Source organism: Bacteroidota bacterium (assembly GCA_016722375.1).
GTDB lineage: Bacteria > Bacteroidota > Bacteroidia > Chitinophagales > LD1 > Bog-950.
Window position 1 is genome coordinate 40000 of sequence record JADKJG010000004.1, and the last position, 15744, is coordinate 55743.

General features: G+C 42.0%; 9 protein-coding genes and 1 pseudogene. 8 read left to right on the forward strand and 2 right to left on the reverse strand.

The genetic code is table 11. The annotated features are described in order from the left end of the window. Window positions 1–4 precede the first annotated feature (4 nt). The 5 genes from IPP77_05580 to smpB all read left to right on the forward strand — a co-directional run bounded on the left by IPP77_05580 (window position 5) and on the right by smpB (window position 3901). Entirely contained in the window at window positions 5–505 is a 501-nt protein-coding gene (locus IPP77_05580) for a gliding motility lipoprotein GldH (GenBank protein MBL0309150.1), read from the forward strand. Beyond that, window positions 502–1008 (forward strand): hypothetical protein, encoded by a 507-nt coding sequence (locus IPP77_05585; GenBank protein ID MBL0309151.1) that lies wholly within the window; start codon window positions 502–504, stop codon window positions 1006–1008. The genes IPP77_05580 and IPP77_05585 overlap by 4 nt, the downstream gene beginning before the upstream one ends. Window positions 1009–1075: 67 nt before the next feature. Next, window positions 1076–2944: an Nramp family divalent metal transporter gene (locus IPP77_05590; protein MBL0309152.1), complete on the forward strand. Its 1869-nt coding sequence runs from the start codon at window positions 1076–1078 to the stop codon at window positions 2942–2944. Window positions 2945–2962: 18 nt separating this feature from the next. After that, on the forward strand, window positions 2963–3361 hold the full coding sequence (locus IPP77_05595) for a hypothetical protein (GenBank protein ID MBL0309153.1): 399 nt from the start codon (window positions 2963–2965) through the stop codon (window positions 3359–3361). 75 nt (window positions 3362–3436) lie between these two features. After that, on the forward strand, window positions 3437–3901 hold the full coding sequence (gene smpB, locus IPP77_05600) for an SsrA-binding protein SmpB (GenBank protein MBL0309154.1): 465 nt from the start codon (window positions 3437–3439) through the stop codon (window positions 3899–3901). 5 nt (window positions 3902–3906) lie between these two features. Here the strand turns inward: smpB and IPP77_05605 are convergent, their stop codons facing one another. Beyond that, window positions 3907–4569, reverse strand: a complete 663-nt coding sequence (locus IPP77_05605) for a protein-L-isoaspartate(D-aspartate) O-methyltransferase (protein MBL0309155.1) — start codon at window positions 4567–4569, stop codon at window positions 3907–3909. A 130-nt stretch (window positions 4570–4699) separates the two neighbouring features. On the opposite strand from IPP77_05605, the pseudogene IPP77_05610 reads away from it, so the two are divergent. Together IPP77_05610 and IPP77_05615 are read left to right on the forward strand one after the other, a co-directional pair. After that, window positions 4700–6393, forward strand: a pseudogene (locus IPP77_05610) (M3 family oligoendopeptidase). Between the two features lie 306 nt (window positions 6394–6699). Continuing rightward, window positions 6700–9222 carry a bifunctional UDP-N-acetylmuramoyl-tripeptide:D-alanyl-D-alanine ligase/alanine racemase gene (locus IPP77_05615; GenBank protein ID MBL0309156.1) on the forward strand — a complete coding sequence of 841 codons (2523 nt, stop codon included), beginning with the start codon at window positions 6700–6702 and terminating at the stop codon, window positions 9220–9222. A 2-nt stretch (window positions 9223–9224) separates the two neighbouring features. Here the strand turns inward: IPP77_05615 and IPP77_05620 are convergent, their stop codons facing one another. After that, complete coding sequence (locus IPP77_05620; GenBank protein MBL0309157.1) at window positions 9225–12812, reverse strand: PKD domain-containing protein; 3588 nt, start codon at window positions 12810–12812, stop codon at window positions 9225–9227. Between the two features lie 1833 nt (window positions 12813–14645). Here IPP77_05620 and IPP77_05625 point away from each other — a divergent pair. Continuing rightward, entirely contained in the window at window positions 14646–15659 is a 1014-nt protein-coding gene (locus IPP77_05625; protein ID MBL0309158.1) for an IS110 family transposase, read from the forward strand. The last annotated feature ends 85 nt before the right edge of the window (window positions 15660–15744 follow it).

Consider the following 15744-nt stretch of genomic DNA (forward strand, 5'->3'; position numbering starts at 1 on the left):
AAAGATGAGATATGCTATGAGTAAAAAGCAACAAAATTTGCTTTCGCGAGCTATCGTTCCAATGTTCATTGGCCTAATGCTTATTTCCTGCGAAAAGAATTACATCTTGGATGAAAACAAAATACTGAAGGATTATAAATGGGAATATGCCGACTCCAAAACTTTTATTGCGGAAATAATGGACACGACACTTCAATATGATATTTACATCAACCTGCGCCATAGTGCTGATTTCGAATGGAGGAATGTTTGGGTAAAAATTGAAACAACTTTCCCGGATGGAAGAGAATTTGAGCGAAGAGTTAATTTGGTATTAGGGGAAGCTGATGGGCATTGGCTGGGAAGTTGTCTGAGTGATAACTGCGACATTCACATCCCGATTCAACAAGCTGCACACTTCCCTTTGACGGGTAAATACACTTTTAAATTATCACAGGATATGAGGGTCAATCCACTCGTCGCTATAAAAAGTGTTGGAGTTGAAATACTAAAAGAAAAAAAATGATTCGTTATTCATTTTCTCTCATTTTTCTAATTCTTTTAGGGGTATCCGCCTGTAACTATTCTGAAGAATATCAAACGGTGAATGCGGGGAATGATTTTTCGGTTTCTATTCCCGGTTGGCTAAAAACAGAAGATGACTTAAAGCCAGGCGCTGTACTACAATATGCCAATCGGTTTCGGAATTTCTATATGATTGGGAATACTGAATCCAAGGAACATCAGGATATTTCAACTCTGACGAACCGTTATTTGAATGTGTTGAAGCAATCTATGAAAAATCCGGTGGTAACCGATTCGATGTCGGTAATCATTAACGGCTTGCCAGGAATCAGAACTGAAGTATATGGAAAGATGAATGATGAGAATATTTATTTCAGCGAACTGGTGATAGAGGGGAAGAAGAACAGTTTTTATCATCTAAGTATCTGGACACGGGGCGAAGATCGGAAGCTGAGATTTAAAAAGGATATTGACCGTATTTTAAATTCTTTCAAAGAAATATAAGGGCATTGTCCGAATTGGCAAACCCTCGGCCATTCCTTTTTATGTTTGAGACGAAGCCTTTTTTAATGTGAGACACGAATCTTTAGAAGAAGTTCACGGAACGATTGATACCACGAATGCACAAGGGTGGTGGAAACGGTTTAAACTGTTTACAGGTCCCGCCTTTTTAGTTGCTGTGGGATATATGGACCCCGGCAACTGGGCTACGGATATTGCAGGTGGGAGCAAGTATGGCTATTCTCTTCTTTGGGTATTGTTGATGAGCAACCTGATTGCGCTTCTGCTGCAAAGCTTATCTGCCCGCTTGGGTATTGTGCGTGGTCGCGATTTAGCACAAGCTTCTCGCGAAAACTATCATCCTCTTGCCAATTATTCATTGTGGTTCCTAGCTGAGATAGCCATTGCCGCTTGCGATCTGGCCGAAGTAATCGGTATGGCCATCGGCCTTAATCTTCTTTTTAACCTACCCTTGATTTGGGGTGTTTCTCTTGCTATACTCGACACCTTTATTATTCTCTATCTCCAAAGCAAGGGGATGAGATATTTAGAGGCTTTTATCTTCGCACTGGTTGCTATTATCGGGTTGTCATTTTTGGTAGAAATATTTTTTGCTCATCCCGATCCTTCCGAATTGATAATCGGTTTTATTCCCGGTCTAGAAGATAGCGGAGCGCTTTATATTGCTATTGGAATTATTGGTGCTACAGTGATGCCCCATAACTTATATCTTCATTCTTCCTTAGTCCAGACTCGTCGAAGAGATAAAAACGATAGCGGCATCCGTACAGCCATCAAATTTAATTTTATTGATTCTTTCATTGCCCTGAATCTCGCTTTTTTTGTCAATGCTTCTATACTGGTGGTGGCCGCGGCAGTATTCTTCAAACAAGGGTATACTAGTATTGTCGAGATTCAAGATGCATATAATCTACTTGAACCTCTGATGGGCAAAAAACTGGCACCAATACTTTTTGCTATAGCGTTAATTGCTGCAGGTCAAAGTTCCACCATCACTGGTACGTTGGCAGGACAAATTGTGATGGAAGGTTATCTTGATTTGCGGATTGCACCCTGGCTTCGGAGATTAATTACTCGAGCGATTGCGGTGGTGCCTGCAGTACTGGTTATCTATTTTATGGGCGATGAAAAAGTAGGTGACATGCTCATTCTTTCTCAAGTAATTTTGAGTTTACAACTTGGCTTTGCAGTCATACCCTTAATCCAGTTTGTCAGCGACAAAGAGAAAATGGGCAAATTTGCGATTGGACCTATCTTAAAAACTCTGGCATGGGTTTCTGCCCTAATCATAGTCTTGTTGAATCTTAAATTAGTGTTGGATACTTTAGCTGATTGGCGTATAGAATTAAGTGAACATTCCTGGATTTTTAATTTTGGCATTATGCCGGTGGTGATGTTGGCGGGTGTATTATTATGTTACATTGTTTGGAATGCCTGGTTTGGAAAAAAGTTTGAACACCGGATGAAAACACCACATGGAAGGGCAGAGGATATTCCGGTAATTCAAAAGAAGAAATATAGTCGTATTCTCATTTGTATTGATTTTTCTTCGAGCGATATCAAAGCGATCACTCAAGGAATATCTCAGGGAGATAAGGAAACCGATTTTTATTTGTTGCACGTGGTTGAAAGCGCAGGAGCGCGCTCGATGGGAAGTGAAATTGAAGATTTTGAGACAGATGAGGATTTCAAAGAGTTGAAGGAGTATGGAGACAGGCTGCGTTTACAAGGATTTAGTATAAAAGAAAAACTTGGGTTTGGTGATCCCAAAAAGGAGATACCGCGTATTTCAAATGAATTGGATATTGAAATGCTGGTAATAGGGAAACATGGTCACCGTGGATTCAAAGACATGATTTTTGGCGAAACCATTGCTGAAGTACGACACAAAGTGAAATGTACCGTATTAGTAGTCTAATGCACATCAAATATTTTTATGAAATCCATTTTCAATAAAGGCGACAAAAAAACTTTTGAAAGAAAGGTGCGACCAGAAGACATTGCTACTTTTGATAGCAGCAATGTGCATCCGGTATATGCCACCTTTGCTATTGCACGCGACGCTGAGTGGAGTAGCCGGTTATTTGTATTGGAAATAAAAGACGACGACGAGGAAGGAATCGGCAACTTTGTTCACGTGAATCATATATCGCCAGCTTTAGAAGGCGATATCGTTCTGTTTGAATCTTTCATAGATGAATTAGTTGACAACGCATTGAATTGTTCTTTTATTGCCAAAGTAAATGGACGAGTGATTGCCGAAGGAAAAACCGGGCAGAAGATTTTGAAGAAAGAAAAAATAGAACGACTGTTGGACAATTTGAAATTTAAATAGAATGTTGATTCTGTGCAGAGATGATTCTCGCCAGAAGTTATCATTATAAAGGCAATCAATGTTTTATGTTTTGTTATGATTAATGCAGATAAGATAAATATCAAGAATAAAAAGGCAGGTTTTGAATTCGAAATCTCTGACCGTTTTGAAGCTGGCATCCTATTAACTGGCAGTGAAATAAAATCTATCCGCAATGGTGGAGGAAGCATAAATGAAGCTTTTTGCATTGTGCGTGATGATGAAGTGTTTATTAAAAGCATGAATATCCCTGAGTATTCTCACGGGTCCTACTCAAACCATGACCCAACGCGATTACGAAAATTACTTTTAACTAAAAGGGAATTGAAAAGGATTGATGCAAAAATCCGTGAACGAGGATTGGCTTTAATTCCGCTTCGCCTGTTTATCAATCAGAGGGGTTTTGCAAAAATTGAAATAGGTCTGGGCCGTGGTAAGAAGCGATTTGATAAACGAGAGAGCCTAAAACTAAAAGAGAATAAAAGAGAAATGGATCGAGTGATGAAAAAGTTTCGGAAATAATTTTCCTAAGAAACCTTTCCACGAAGCATCGGTACAAAAGCAAATTTCCCAAATACTTCTTCGCTATATTGATTTTCACCCTGTTTAGTAATGCGAACCATATCGCAATTGGTTTCTGAACCGAATGGGATAACCATTTTGCCTCCGATGGAGAGTTGTTTTAATAGTTTCTTAGGAAGCTCACTTACGGCTGCTGTGATGATGATTTTGTCAAATGGAGCATAGGTAGGTAAACCCTCGAACCCATCACCGAAAAAACATCTAATATTCGTGTATCCTAATTTTTGTAGAAGAGGTTTTGTTTTGTCATAAAGATTGCGCTGCCGTTCAATGGAATGGACTCGGGCACCCATTGAAGAAAGTACTGCCGCTTGGTAACCGCTTCCTGTTCCAATTTCGAGAACTTTTTCGTTTGGTCGAATCTGAAGTAATTGGGATTGGAAAGCGACGGTATAAGGCTGTGAAATGGTTTGGCCTTCACCTATCTGAAATGCCTTATCTTGATAGGCATGAGTTTCGAAGAAAATACTGTCGTCACCGAAAAAAAGATGGCGAGGTACCTTCCCAATGGCATCTAACACATTTCGATCACTAATTTCCTTTTTGCTAAGTGCCACAACCAATTCTCTCCGTAGTCCCTGTTGCCTATAGGTATCCAATTGATTCATAAACGCAAATTTGGCTATTAATGCATTAATATTCCAGGTCATCTTTTAACAAGTTATGGTTTGGTAGGAGAAAATTGGACAGTGGCACGACCGGCAGAAAATAATAGGTTTGCACCTCAAAAATCGAATCATGAAGTTTAATGAAATGGTTTATGTCCGCCCGGACTTGTCAAAAATTGAGAAGGACTTTAATGAGTTGATCGAAAAGTTCAGCGAAGCCGTAACGGCTGATGAACAGATAAATACCTTGGCTCAAATCAATCGCTTGAGAAATGAGTTTCAAACTAATGCTTCATTAGCATCGGTTCATAATTCAATAGACACAACCAATTCCTTCTTTGAAATCGAACAGGAGTTTTTGACACGAACGAACCACGGATTAAGGATCTTTATATCAAACTCTATGTGGTATTAAACAATTCGAAATTTAAACCAGAACTGGAGAAGAAGTATGGAAAGCAATTGTTTCGCTTAGCAGAAATCAGCTTAAAAACTTTTTCGATAGAGGTGATGGATGATTTAAAAGAGGAAAATAAACTGAGCACGGAGTATTCTAAATTGGTTGCTAGTGCAGAGATTGATTTTAACGGGAAGAAGCTGACGCTGCCTGCTGTTTCGGCTTTTATGGAATCTACGGACCGCGAAATCAGAAAAAAGGCCTATCAGGCCAACTGGAGTTTTTTTGCCGCACATGAAGAGAAGTTTGATTTAATTTTCGATAAATTGGTTAAGGTTAGAACGTCCATTGCTAAAAAACTGGGATACAAAAACTTCATTGAGTTAGCGTATAACCGGATGTCGCGGACCGACTATAATGCTGAGATGGTGACGGTGTTTCGCGACGAGGTGTTGAAGTATGCTGTGCCTTTGGCAGCCAAACTTCGTCAGCGCCAGCAAAAAAGAATTGGTGTAGAAAACCTTAAGCAATACGACTGGGCACATAATTTCAATTCAGGCAATCCGCAACCAAAAGGAACGCCGGATGAAATTGTTGCTAATGGTTTGAAAATGTATGAGGAATTGTCTCCTGAAACCAATGAGTTTTTCAAATTCATGGTGGGCAACGGGTTAATGGATTTGGTGAATAAAAAGGGGAAGGCTGCTGGCGGTTACTGTACCATGTTTAATAAGTATAAAGCACCTTTCATCTTTGCTAACTTCAACGGTACAATTGGCGACGTAGATGTACTAACTCATGAGGCAGGGCATGCTTTTCAAGGATATGAGAGTCGCGATTTTGAAGTGGAGGAATATTTATTTCCCACCATGGAAGCTTGTGAAATTCATTCTATGAGCATGGAGCAGATTACTTATCCGTGGATGCACCTTTTCTTTGGAGCAGATACCGAGAAGTATAAATTCGTTCACTTATCCTCCAACATACTATTCCTGCCCTATGGGGTTGCGGTTGATGAGTTCCAGCATCATATTTATGAGAACCCAGATCTTAGTCCAGCCGAGCGCAAGGAGCTATGGTTACAAATGGAAAAAAAATACCGGCCTTGGGTAGATTATGATGGTCTGAGTTATTTAGAGCGTGGTGGTTTCTGGCAACGCCAAGGACATATTTTTAAAACCCCTTTCTACTATATTGATTATTGTCTTGCTCAAATTTGTGCCTTTCAGTTTTGGAGTCGCAGCCGCAGTGATTTCCAGAGCGCATGGAAAGACTACCTGCGCTTGTGCAAGGCCGGAGGAAGTATGTCCTTTCTCGAACTGGTCAAACTATCAAACTTGCACTCTCCTTTTGAAGAAGGTTTCTTAGAACCTTTGTTCAAAGAATTAGAGGTTTATTTAGATGGGATTGACGATCAGACAATGTAGTAAGACGTCTTTTTGGATTTCGATGCGTTATCAAACATTTTATGAAGTTTAATAATCGAAGCCTTTATTTTTAAAGGTCATATCTAACAACCATAATTGCCCTTCTTCATAAGATATGGATGGATAGTTGCTGATCTCATTTGGAGCAACCCTTCAATCCATACTTGTTTCTATTGTTCACATTACTTCAGATAGGATTGAAATGAATAGGTATTTTTGAATGAGGATGAGATGATTAACCCTGTTGACAATCGAAGAAGAACTCTTGGCACGGGGCCAACTATATCTCGGACTGCTTACTAACCCATGAATAAAAGTTATACATTAGAAGAGATTGCTACTGCGGTGGTCGGGACTTTAGCCGTTCATAAAAGTGAGTTTTCTGCTATCAAAGAGATTTTAACTGACTCGCGTAAGTTAATTCACCCTACCGAGACAATCTTTTTTGCTATTACCGGGCCGAAGAAGGACGGTCATGACTATATCATAGACTTATATCAAAAGGGGGTAAGAAATTTCGTGGTGAACAAAGTTCCGGATTTGAAAAATTTTCCGGAAGCCGGCTTTATAATAGTGAAAGACAGCGTTGTAGCTTTGCAGAAACTAGCCGAATTTCATCGAAACAAATTTGATTTTCCGATAATTGCCATTACCGGGAGCAACGGAAAGACAATGGTCAAAGAGTGGCTTTACCAACTGCTTCATGAGGATTTCAATATTGTACGAAGTCCCAAGAGTTATAATTCGCAAATTGGGGTACCTCTTTCCTTGTGGCAAATCAATGAAGACCACGAGTTGGGCATTATCGAAGCGGGGATTTCTGAACCTGGCGAAATGCAGAAATTGGCAAAGATGATTCGCCCCTCTATCGGCTTGTTCACTAATATCAGCGAAGCGCACAGTGAAGGGTTTCTAAGCATGCGACATAAGACAAAAGAAAAACTGAATCTTTTTATCAATGTAAAAATGTTGATTTATTGTAGAGACTATCCCGAAATCAACCAGAGCATTGCAGAAATCAATGCTTTATCAAAAGGGGTAAATGAGACTGATAGTCGGATTAGAACTTTTACATGGAGTTTGAACGGCGAAGCAGATGTTAACGTGATAAATGTTATGCAGAAGGCATACCAATCATATATTTCCTGCATGTATCAGGGAAAAGAACTGGATTTTCAGATTCCTTTCATTGATAAGGCTTCTGTGGAGAATGCCATTCATTGCGCCTGTGTGATGTTGTATCTTGGCAAGGATGTTTCTGTCATACAGGAGAGAGTGAAGCACCTGACCGGCATACAGATGCGGCTTGAAATGAAGGAGGCTGTAAATAACTGTACCCTTATTAATGACTCTTACAATTCTGATATAGGCTCACTAAAGATTGCGTTGGATTTTTTGAAACAACAACAACAACATCCGAAGAAAACAGTTATCCTTTCTGATATTCTTCAAAGCGGTCGTAGCGAGGTTGAACTTTATTTGGAGGTGGCTCAACTGATGGGGGAGAACAAAATAAATAGACTGATAGGCATTGGCCCCTCTCTTTCTAGACAGAAGAGGCTTTTTGAGAAAAACGCAAATCTTCAGTGGGAGTGTTATGAAAGCACGGATGATTATTTAAAGCATTTAGATACATCTTCATTTCAGGATGAAGCTATTTTATTAAAAGGTGCTCGCAAGTTCCGCTTTGAAATTATTAGTAGATTTTTGGAAAGGAAAGCTCACGAGACCGTTTTGGAAATCAACCTGAATGCGATAGCACATAACCTAAAAGCCTACCAATCTCTACTAAAGGCTGAAACTAAAATCATGGCTATGGTCAAAGCCTTTAGTTATGGTAGCGGCAGTTTTGAAATTGCTAATGTTCTTCAGTTCCACCGGGTAGATTATCTCGCCGTGGCTTATGCAGATGAAGGAGTGGAACTGCGAAAAAATGGAATCACGCTCCCTATCATGGTGATGAATCCGGAGTGGCATAGTTTTGAAACTATGATTCAATACAATTTAGAGCCGGAGATTTATTCGTTTGCTCTGCTCGAAAGATTTTCAGAAGTGCTGATGCTTTTTGGAAACGGACTAAGTAATAAAATCAAAATTCATATTGAACTGGAGACTGGTATGAACCGGCTGGGATTTGAAGAACATGAAATTCCATCATTGTTGAAAAAACTAAGCGAAAACCATTTTGTGGAAGTAGCTTCCGTTTTCTCTCATCTCGTGGCAAGCGAGGATAAGTCGCAGGATGAATTCACCAAACTGCAAATGGAGAAATTCGATTCCATGAGCCGAACTTTATGTGTTGCATTTGACTATAAGATTCTCCGACATATTCTGAACAGCAGCGGTATTTCAAGACATCAGGAGGGACAATTGGATATGGTCCGATTGGGAATTGGCTTATATGGAATTGATGCTTCAGAAAAAATAAAGGGAAAGTTGATGACAGTTTCTACACTTAAAACCACTATCTCCCAAATCAAAAAGGTTAGGAAAGGAGATACGGTGGGCTATGGAAGAGTGGGGAAAGTTTCAGAAGACAAAACCATTGCAACCGTAGGGATCGGCTATGCTGATGGCTTAATAAGAAGTCTTTCCAACGGAAACGGCAAAATGCTTGTCGGAAAACACCTCGCACCTATTATCGGGAATGTTTGTATGGATATGACTATGCTTGACATCACCGGTATTGATGCCAAGGAAGGAGATGAAGTGATTATTTTTGGAACCGGCCTACCGATTGAAGAGGTGGCGAAGGCTGCAGGAACTATTTCTTATGATATTCTTACCGGCATTTCTGCTCGCGTCAAAAGGATTTATTTTCAGGAATAACATTATCGAAGCAGGGTGACATTTCCCTTTCGCATAATTTCTTCTCCGTCTCTGGTTTGAGCGATGATGCTCCACGCATATACCCCAATAGGTTGAGGCCTTCCTCTAAAACTACCATCCCATCCTTGCGAAATATCTTTCGTGCTGAATACTCTTTCTCCCCAACGGTTATAAACAGAAAACTCCTTTAGCCTTTCGATGTTCAGCCATCGAACGATATGAAAGACATCATTCACCCCACTGCCATCCGGAGAGAAACCGGTCGGAACCAATAGAATGGTGTGCGGTTCTACGGTAATCAAAACCGAATCCTTTCCAACACATCCAAATTCATCCACAGCAAATAGTTCATACCAGATGGTCCGTGGCGGCGTAGCATTTGTATTCAATTCAAAGGGCCGGTTCAGCCAGTCCGAAGGATGCCAGAAATGATTGCTTTCATTCGTAGCGCCCTCAAGCATAGCGTCTGTATCTCTCCAGATCAATGTATCCGGTCCCGCATCTACCTCTGGCAACGGATGTAAAATCACCTCGGCAACAGCCGTATCAGAAAAACAATCGTTTGATACCCGCACGATGTAATTGGTGGTTGAATCAGCTAGCACAAACGGATGATTACTGAACGCATCATTCAATCCTTTCGACGGAAACCATTCATAATAAAAACCACCGGAAGCTGCAAGTTGCAGCGGTACGCCGACACAAGCATTAAAAGGAGATGCTGTATTTGCCGTCACCGGATGTTGCACCCGCAGAAGAAGAGAATCATTGCTCGTACAGCCATGAACATTGGTCGCTTTGACAAAATACCAAGTAGTATCAGCCGGTGAAGCAATTGGATTAGCCGAAGTGGAAGAATCCAAAGAGCTTGCGGGACTCCAAACATAACTTGCCGCTCCCGTTGCCGATAGCTGAACAGGATTTCCTTCGCAGACAAAAGACACCTGCGGAGCCAAACGAATAACCGAAGGAAGATAAACAAGTATGGTAGTAGAGTCGTGTTTAATACAGCCGTTTATACTGGTTCCGGTAACCGTATATTGAGTAGTTGAAACCGGATTCGCCACCGGATTTGGAATTTGTAAATCACTGAGCGTTGGTTCGCTATTCCATTGATAAGTCTTTGCCCCGCTTACATTCAGTTGAATCGAATCGCCAATACAAACAGAATCTAATGGATTCAATCCCAACACCGGAAGCGGCCAAACTATGACCGACAAGGAATCACTTTTGGTATAGCAATAATTAGAAACGGTCAGTACATACTGTAGGGTATCTGGCGGAAAAAACCCTGTATTAAATGAAGTAGGATGCGTCAGATATTGAATTGGATTCCATAAATAAAGCGAAGCCCCTTGATTCAGAATACGCGGACGCGCAGTATCTCCAACACAAAAACCTATGGAGGTATCAATAATCAATTCAAGCGAAGGATCCAGAAAATAGACGGCCACTGAATCGGTGAGCGAACAACCATTGACATCTGTACCAGTCAAGTAATAGGTCGTATTCGTTGTTGGCCGGCTGACCGGATTAGAAATGTTCGGGTTGCTCAAGCCGGTAGTTGGACTCCACTGATAATTAACTCCTCCGGTAGCGCGCAACAATACACTATCCCGAAAACTTCCCGGGTTCAAACAAACCGAAGTGTCTAACCCTGCATCAATATTCGGAATCGGATGGAATGAAATACGCACCATACCCGTATTGCTACATTGAAAAGCATCGGTTATCCGCAAGGTATAAACAACCGGAGCAGGCGGAGACGGAGTAGCAATAGGATTTGAAATATTTGGATTGCTCAATCCTGCTGTCGGTGTCCATACATAACTCGTCCCTCCGCTTGCCAAAAGTTGTACGGACGTGAATGGACAAATCTGTGTATCGCTGTTCAGCGTTACGGCCGGTAAGGGGTGTATCGTCAAACTCTGCGTGGCGGTATCTCGGCAACCGTCTGAAGAGGCCAAGGCCAAACGCACAGAATAATTTCCCGAAGCGGAATAGATAGGTGAAGGGTTCTGCTGATTGCTTGTTAGTCCATTTCCAAAATTCCAGTTATAACCCAAATTGTTTCCCGTACTACTATTCGTAAACATCACCGGCGAATTCACGCAGGTAGTTCCAAAAGAAAAATTTGCTACCGGCACCGGATAGATGATGATATTCTTCGCCAGCGTATCGTGGCATCCCGCCGTGTTTTCACTCATCAACGTCACGGCATAAGTTCCGGGTGCCGAATAAGAATGAGCAGGATTCTTTTGCGAAGAACTATTTCCATCACCAAAACTCCAGTTCCATTGGTTCACCGTTCCCCAAGTCGAAACACTGGCATCGGTAAAATGCGCCGCCGAATCCTGACAACGATTCGCCGCCATAAAATCACTTCTAAACGTTGGATAGATTTTCACAAAAGCATACGTCGTATCGGTGCACGGTTGTATGCCATTACTTTTATTCGCCACCAACCTCACTAAAAAAGTTCCCGTGTCGGGATACGTGTACGTAGGCAGCGCTGCCGTAGAGGTATCCGTCGAAATCCCTCTCACACCAAAGTCCCAGTTGAATCCAAGCGGCGTACCGGTAGGAGGTGGATTGTACGAATTGTTTCGAAAGCTGACCGTATAATTCTCACAGTTCAACTCATACAAACCAATACCCGATGCAGGATTTATTTCAGTACTCGGAATATTGGCAATCGGTATTTTACACTCCGTTACATTAAACTGAAAATCGCGGGTATAGCTTCCAATCAGCACCCCGTTCCGATATTCACTCACACAAACCCCCACCACAAACTGCCCCACCGTATTCGGCACACCGCTCAACCACCCTGTGTTCGGATCTATCTTCAGCGAATTACCTCCCATCGGATTAGCACCCGAAAAACCCGCCGCCCAGTTCAGATCAGTAAAAGGCGGACCCGGCGGAGGCGATGGAGCCGGGATCAAATTATCTGCTCCTTGAAGCGGCGAACACAAACTATACACCAACTGATCGCCGTCGTTATCCGTAGCCGAATGATCAAACCGCAAAGGCGCATTCAAACAAATAAAAATAGGAGGGAAGCGCGTGAACGAAGGACTGGTATTATGAAACGTATTCGTAGCCGGTATGCGCGCCGTGAACGTCGCGCCCTGATTATCCGGATCAAACAAATTACTGATAGAACTATTGCGACAACAGCGCACGTGCGTCAGCGTATAACCGGTCGTACCCGAAGGAAAAGTATAATTCAAAATATACGTGCCCTGCTCCACACAAACGCCCGACGTATTCGTCAGACACGGATTATCAATCGGCGGATTGATGCGCGTAATAACCGGTGCGCCCATATCCAGAATCACCAGCGCATTCGGGTCGCCGTCCGCATAGACCCCCACCAACGCCGGCGCCACCGTCAGCGGATCCGTGCCGTCAAAAGGCGTAGTAGAATTACAATCGCGATAGACCGTCAACCTGATTTGATACGTCGTCCCCGAAACATACCGGTACGACATAAAACCTCCCACGATATGAAAACCATAACCGCTCAAAAACAAACATCCCAGAAGCGCAACGAAGAATCCCTTTTTCATTTTCCCAAAGGACATCGAAGGTAATTAATTAATGCTCGACCATCCTCCCTTTCCCCTTCCAACTCGCCGCAAAAAAAGTTAATTGATAACGGACCATCAGCCAACTACCAACTGTTTTGGCGCGTCCCCCGCCTCGTTCCTCGGCGTCGGCCGGGCTTTACGTTCCAATCTTTTCTACTCGTATATTTTAAATAGAAGAAAAGGATTTCCACTGCAATCCCTCGCGCAGCTCAGCGCTCCTTTAAACGGATTGTCATTACGATTTCAATTCCATTAAAATCAATCAGAGTATTTAAACTACAAAAGTCTTTAAGACTTTTGTAGTCTTCGACCATTATGGCTAAAGCCATTTAACAAGAGCCAGATTCTCACCACGCTGAAGCACGCTGTTAATAACTCCGCCATTCATGGCGGAGGGTTTGGAAGATTTGTATTGGCTTTAGCCGTGATTTAAACTACAAAAGTCTTAAAGACTTTTGTAGTCTTCGGCCAGGCATCAATCCTACGGATTGAAAACCACCGCAAACAAACATTCGCGAATAACATCTATCAAGTTCCGTAGGAACTATCTTTTGGTAGAAATGAATAGTCTCCACTGTGCAAGCTCCATCGGAGCGATCGAATGAATACATTTCACGCGGAGCGCGCAGAGATGCAGAGTATGGAGTCTTTTTACTGTATTTTCTCTGTGTTCCCAGCTACGCTGCGCCCTCTGCGTGGAATAAAGTTAAAAACAAAGGTCTTTGGGGCTTTTGCAATGGTTTAGTCAAATATAAACCAGATAACGAAAGTTTTCACCTTTCCCATTCACACTCCCTTCCATCGCTTCTTTTTTTGAAATTCTTGTTTAATTTCAAGATCGTAATTTTTTAATCCTGAAAATTATGGCAAAAGAAAAAACGGATGAGAGGATACCCCCCGGAAATATGGGCCCTTCCGCTTGGCACAAGAGCCCTTCTCTTTCCAATGAGGGTCCTTGTCTGAGGAATGAGGGCCCTTTTGTTGAAGTTAAGGGCCCTTCTCACGACGATGAGGACCCTTCTCCATAGCATTAGGTCCCTTAGTTAACGGGCTAAGGACCCTTATTTGGAGCGTTAGGTTCCTAGTCTGGAAAATGAGGGCCCTTATGTGGTGGACAAGGGCCCTAAAATTGAAAATAAGAGTCCATAAAACACAAAAAGAGGCGATTTTGCCTGTTTTTTGCGTTTTGTGCCGGGTTCAATGCGCTCTAATTTTCAATTTTAATACGCTCATTTTCCGGCTTGTTGCATTGGCTCGCAGATTAAGTGCAATTACCACCTCCGGCCACCTGCGTTAATTTATAGGATAAATGCACTCACCGCTTGGCCAGGTGCATTCATTCCGGCGCTTAGTGCACACGTCGCATAGCCAACTGCACAAATCTCCTAGTTTAGTGCATACGCCTCATGGCCAGATGCGCTAATTTCTGAGTTTAATGCGCTCACTTCCCACCTAAACGCACACGGCTGTGGTGGAAGCGCGATTATTTTTGGGGGAAAATTGAGTACGGGATTAAGTTGCAAACTTGAGACAGTTGGGATTAATTACTTCCACGACATTTGTTTGATTACCACCTCCGTCCCCTACTGAAACGTCGGGGCCACCTCCGCCAGCCCTTTAGGTTTGTTTTTATAATTTAACCTTATTAAACAAGCTGACCACCAACTGTAGGGAACTCTTCCGCCAGCAGGGTAAGACCCATCCTCCGATTGAGCCTACAGTTGGTTATTTGAACAAGCATCAAATAGAAATTTGGGTAAGACCCATTAGCAAGGTATTGATTGTGTTCAAATGCGGTCAGCAAGTTTGTAACCTAAATATAAAAGTATGAAAACTTATGAATGGTTTATGGGCATAGACGTATCCAAAGGGAAGTTAGATATTGCACTTCTCAAAGGCAATGAAAAGCAGTATCAGGGAATCATCGAGAACAGGGTTCCGGCTATAAAGTCTTTAATCAAAGACCTTCAGAAGAAGTATCCTGATTTTGATTTAAAGGTATGCTTGATTGGAGTAGAGCATACCGGTATTTACAATAACCATTTACTTGTTGTGGCCCAAGAACAGCAATGGAACTTGTGCTTGGAATCGGCTATTCATATTAAGCAATCCGGAGGGTTACAGCGAGGCAAAAACGATCAGGTAGATGCGCTTCGAATTGCTCAATATGTTTACAAAAACAGAGCAGAAATAAAACTATGGCAATCTCCCAGAGCAGTCATTACGCAACTCAAGCAGCTTACAGGGATGCGCGACCGTTTAATTGCAGCTAAGAAACAGTTGGAAGTTGTGTTAAAGGAAAATGAATCTTTCCAGGCCAAACAAGTGACCAAATACATGGCGGCTTGTTGCAAGAAAAGTATTCATGCTTTAGCTACAGATATTGCTGCTACTGAAAAGAAAATAAAGGAAGTGATTGAGAACGACTCCGAGCTTAAACGTTTATTTACCATTGTAACCTCTGTGCCTGGTGTAGGAGTGGTAACCGCTACATCAATTGTTATTAGCACCAATGAATTTAAGCGCATTAAGGAGCCGAGAAAGTATGCTTGTTATGCCGGAGTAGCACCTTTTGAACATTCTTCAGGGAGTAGTGTTAGAGGAAAAACAAGGGTGTCTCGTAAAGCCAACCTGCATGCAAAATCTCTATTACACATGGTTGCCATGACCGCTATCCTTCACAATCCTGAAATGAAATTATACTATACAAGAAAGGTAGCTGAAGGGAAAAGCAAAATGAATGTGATTAATGCAGTAAGAAATAAAATTGTGCATCAGATTTTTGCATGTGTCAGGGACAACAGAGTGTATGAAAAAATATATTACCCTTTACTTGCTTAAACCATAGAAATCGGAGGACAAGGGTAGCCCTACAATTTACTGGTAGCCTTCGATATGAGGGCGGCTGTTTGTCCTCCGGCTGGCG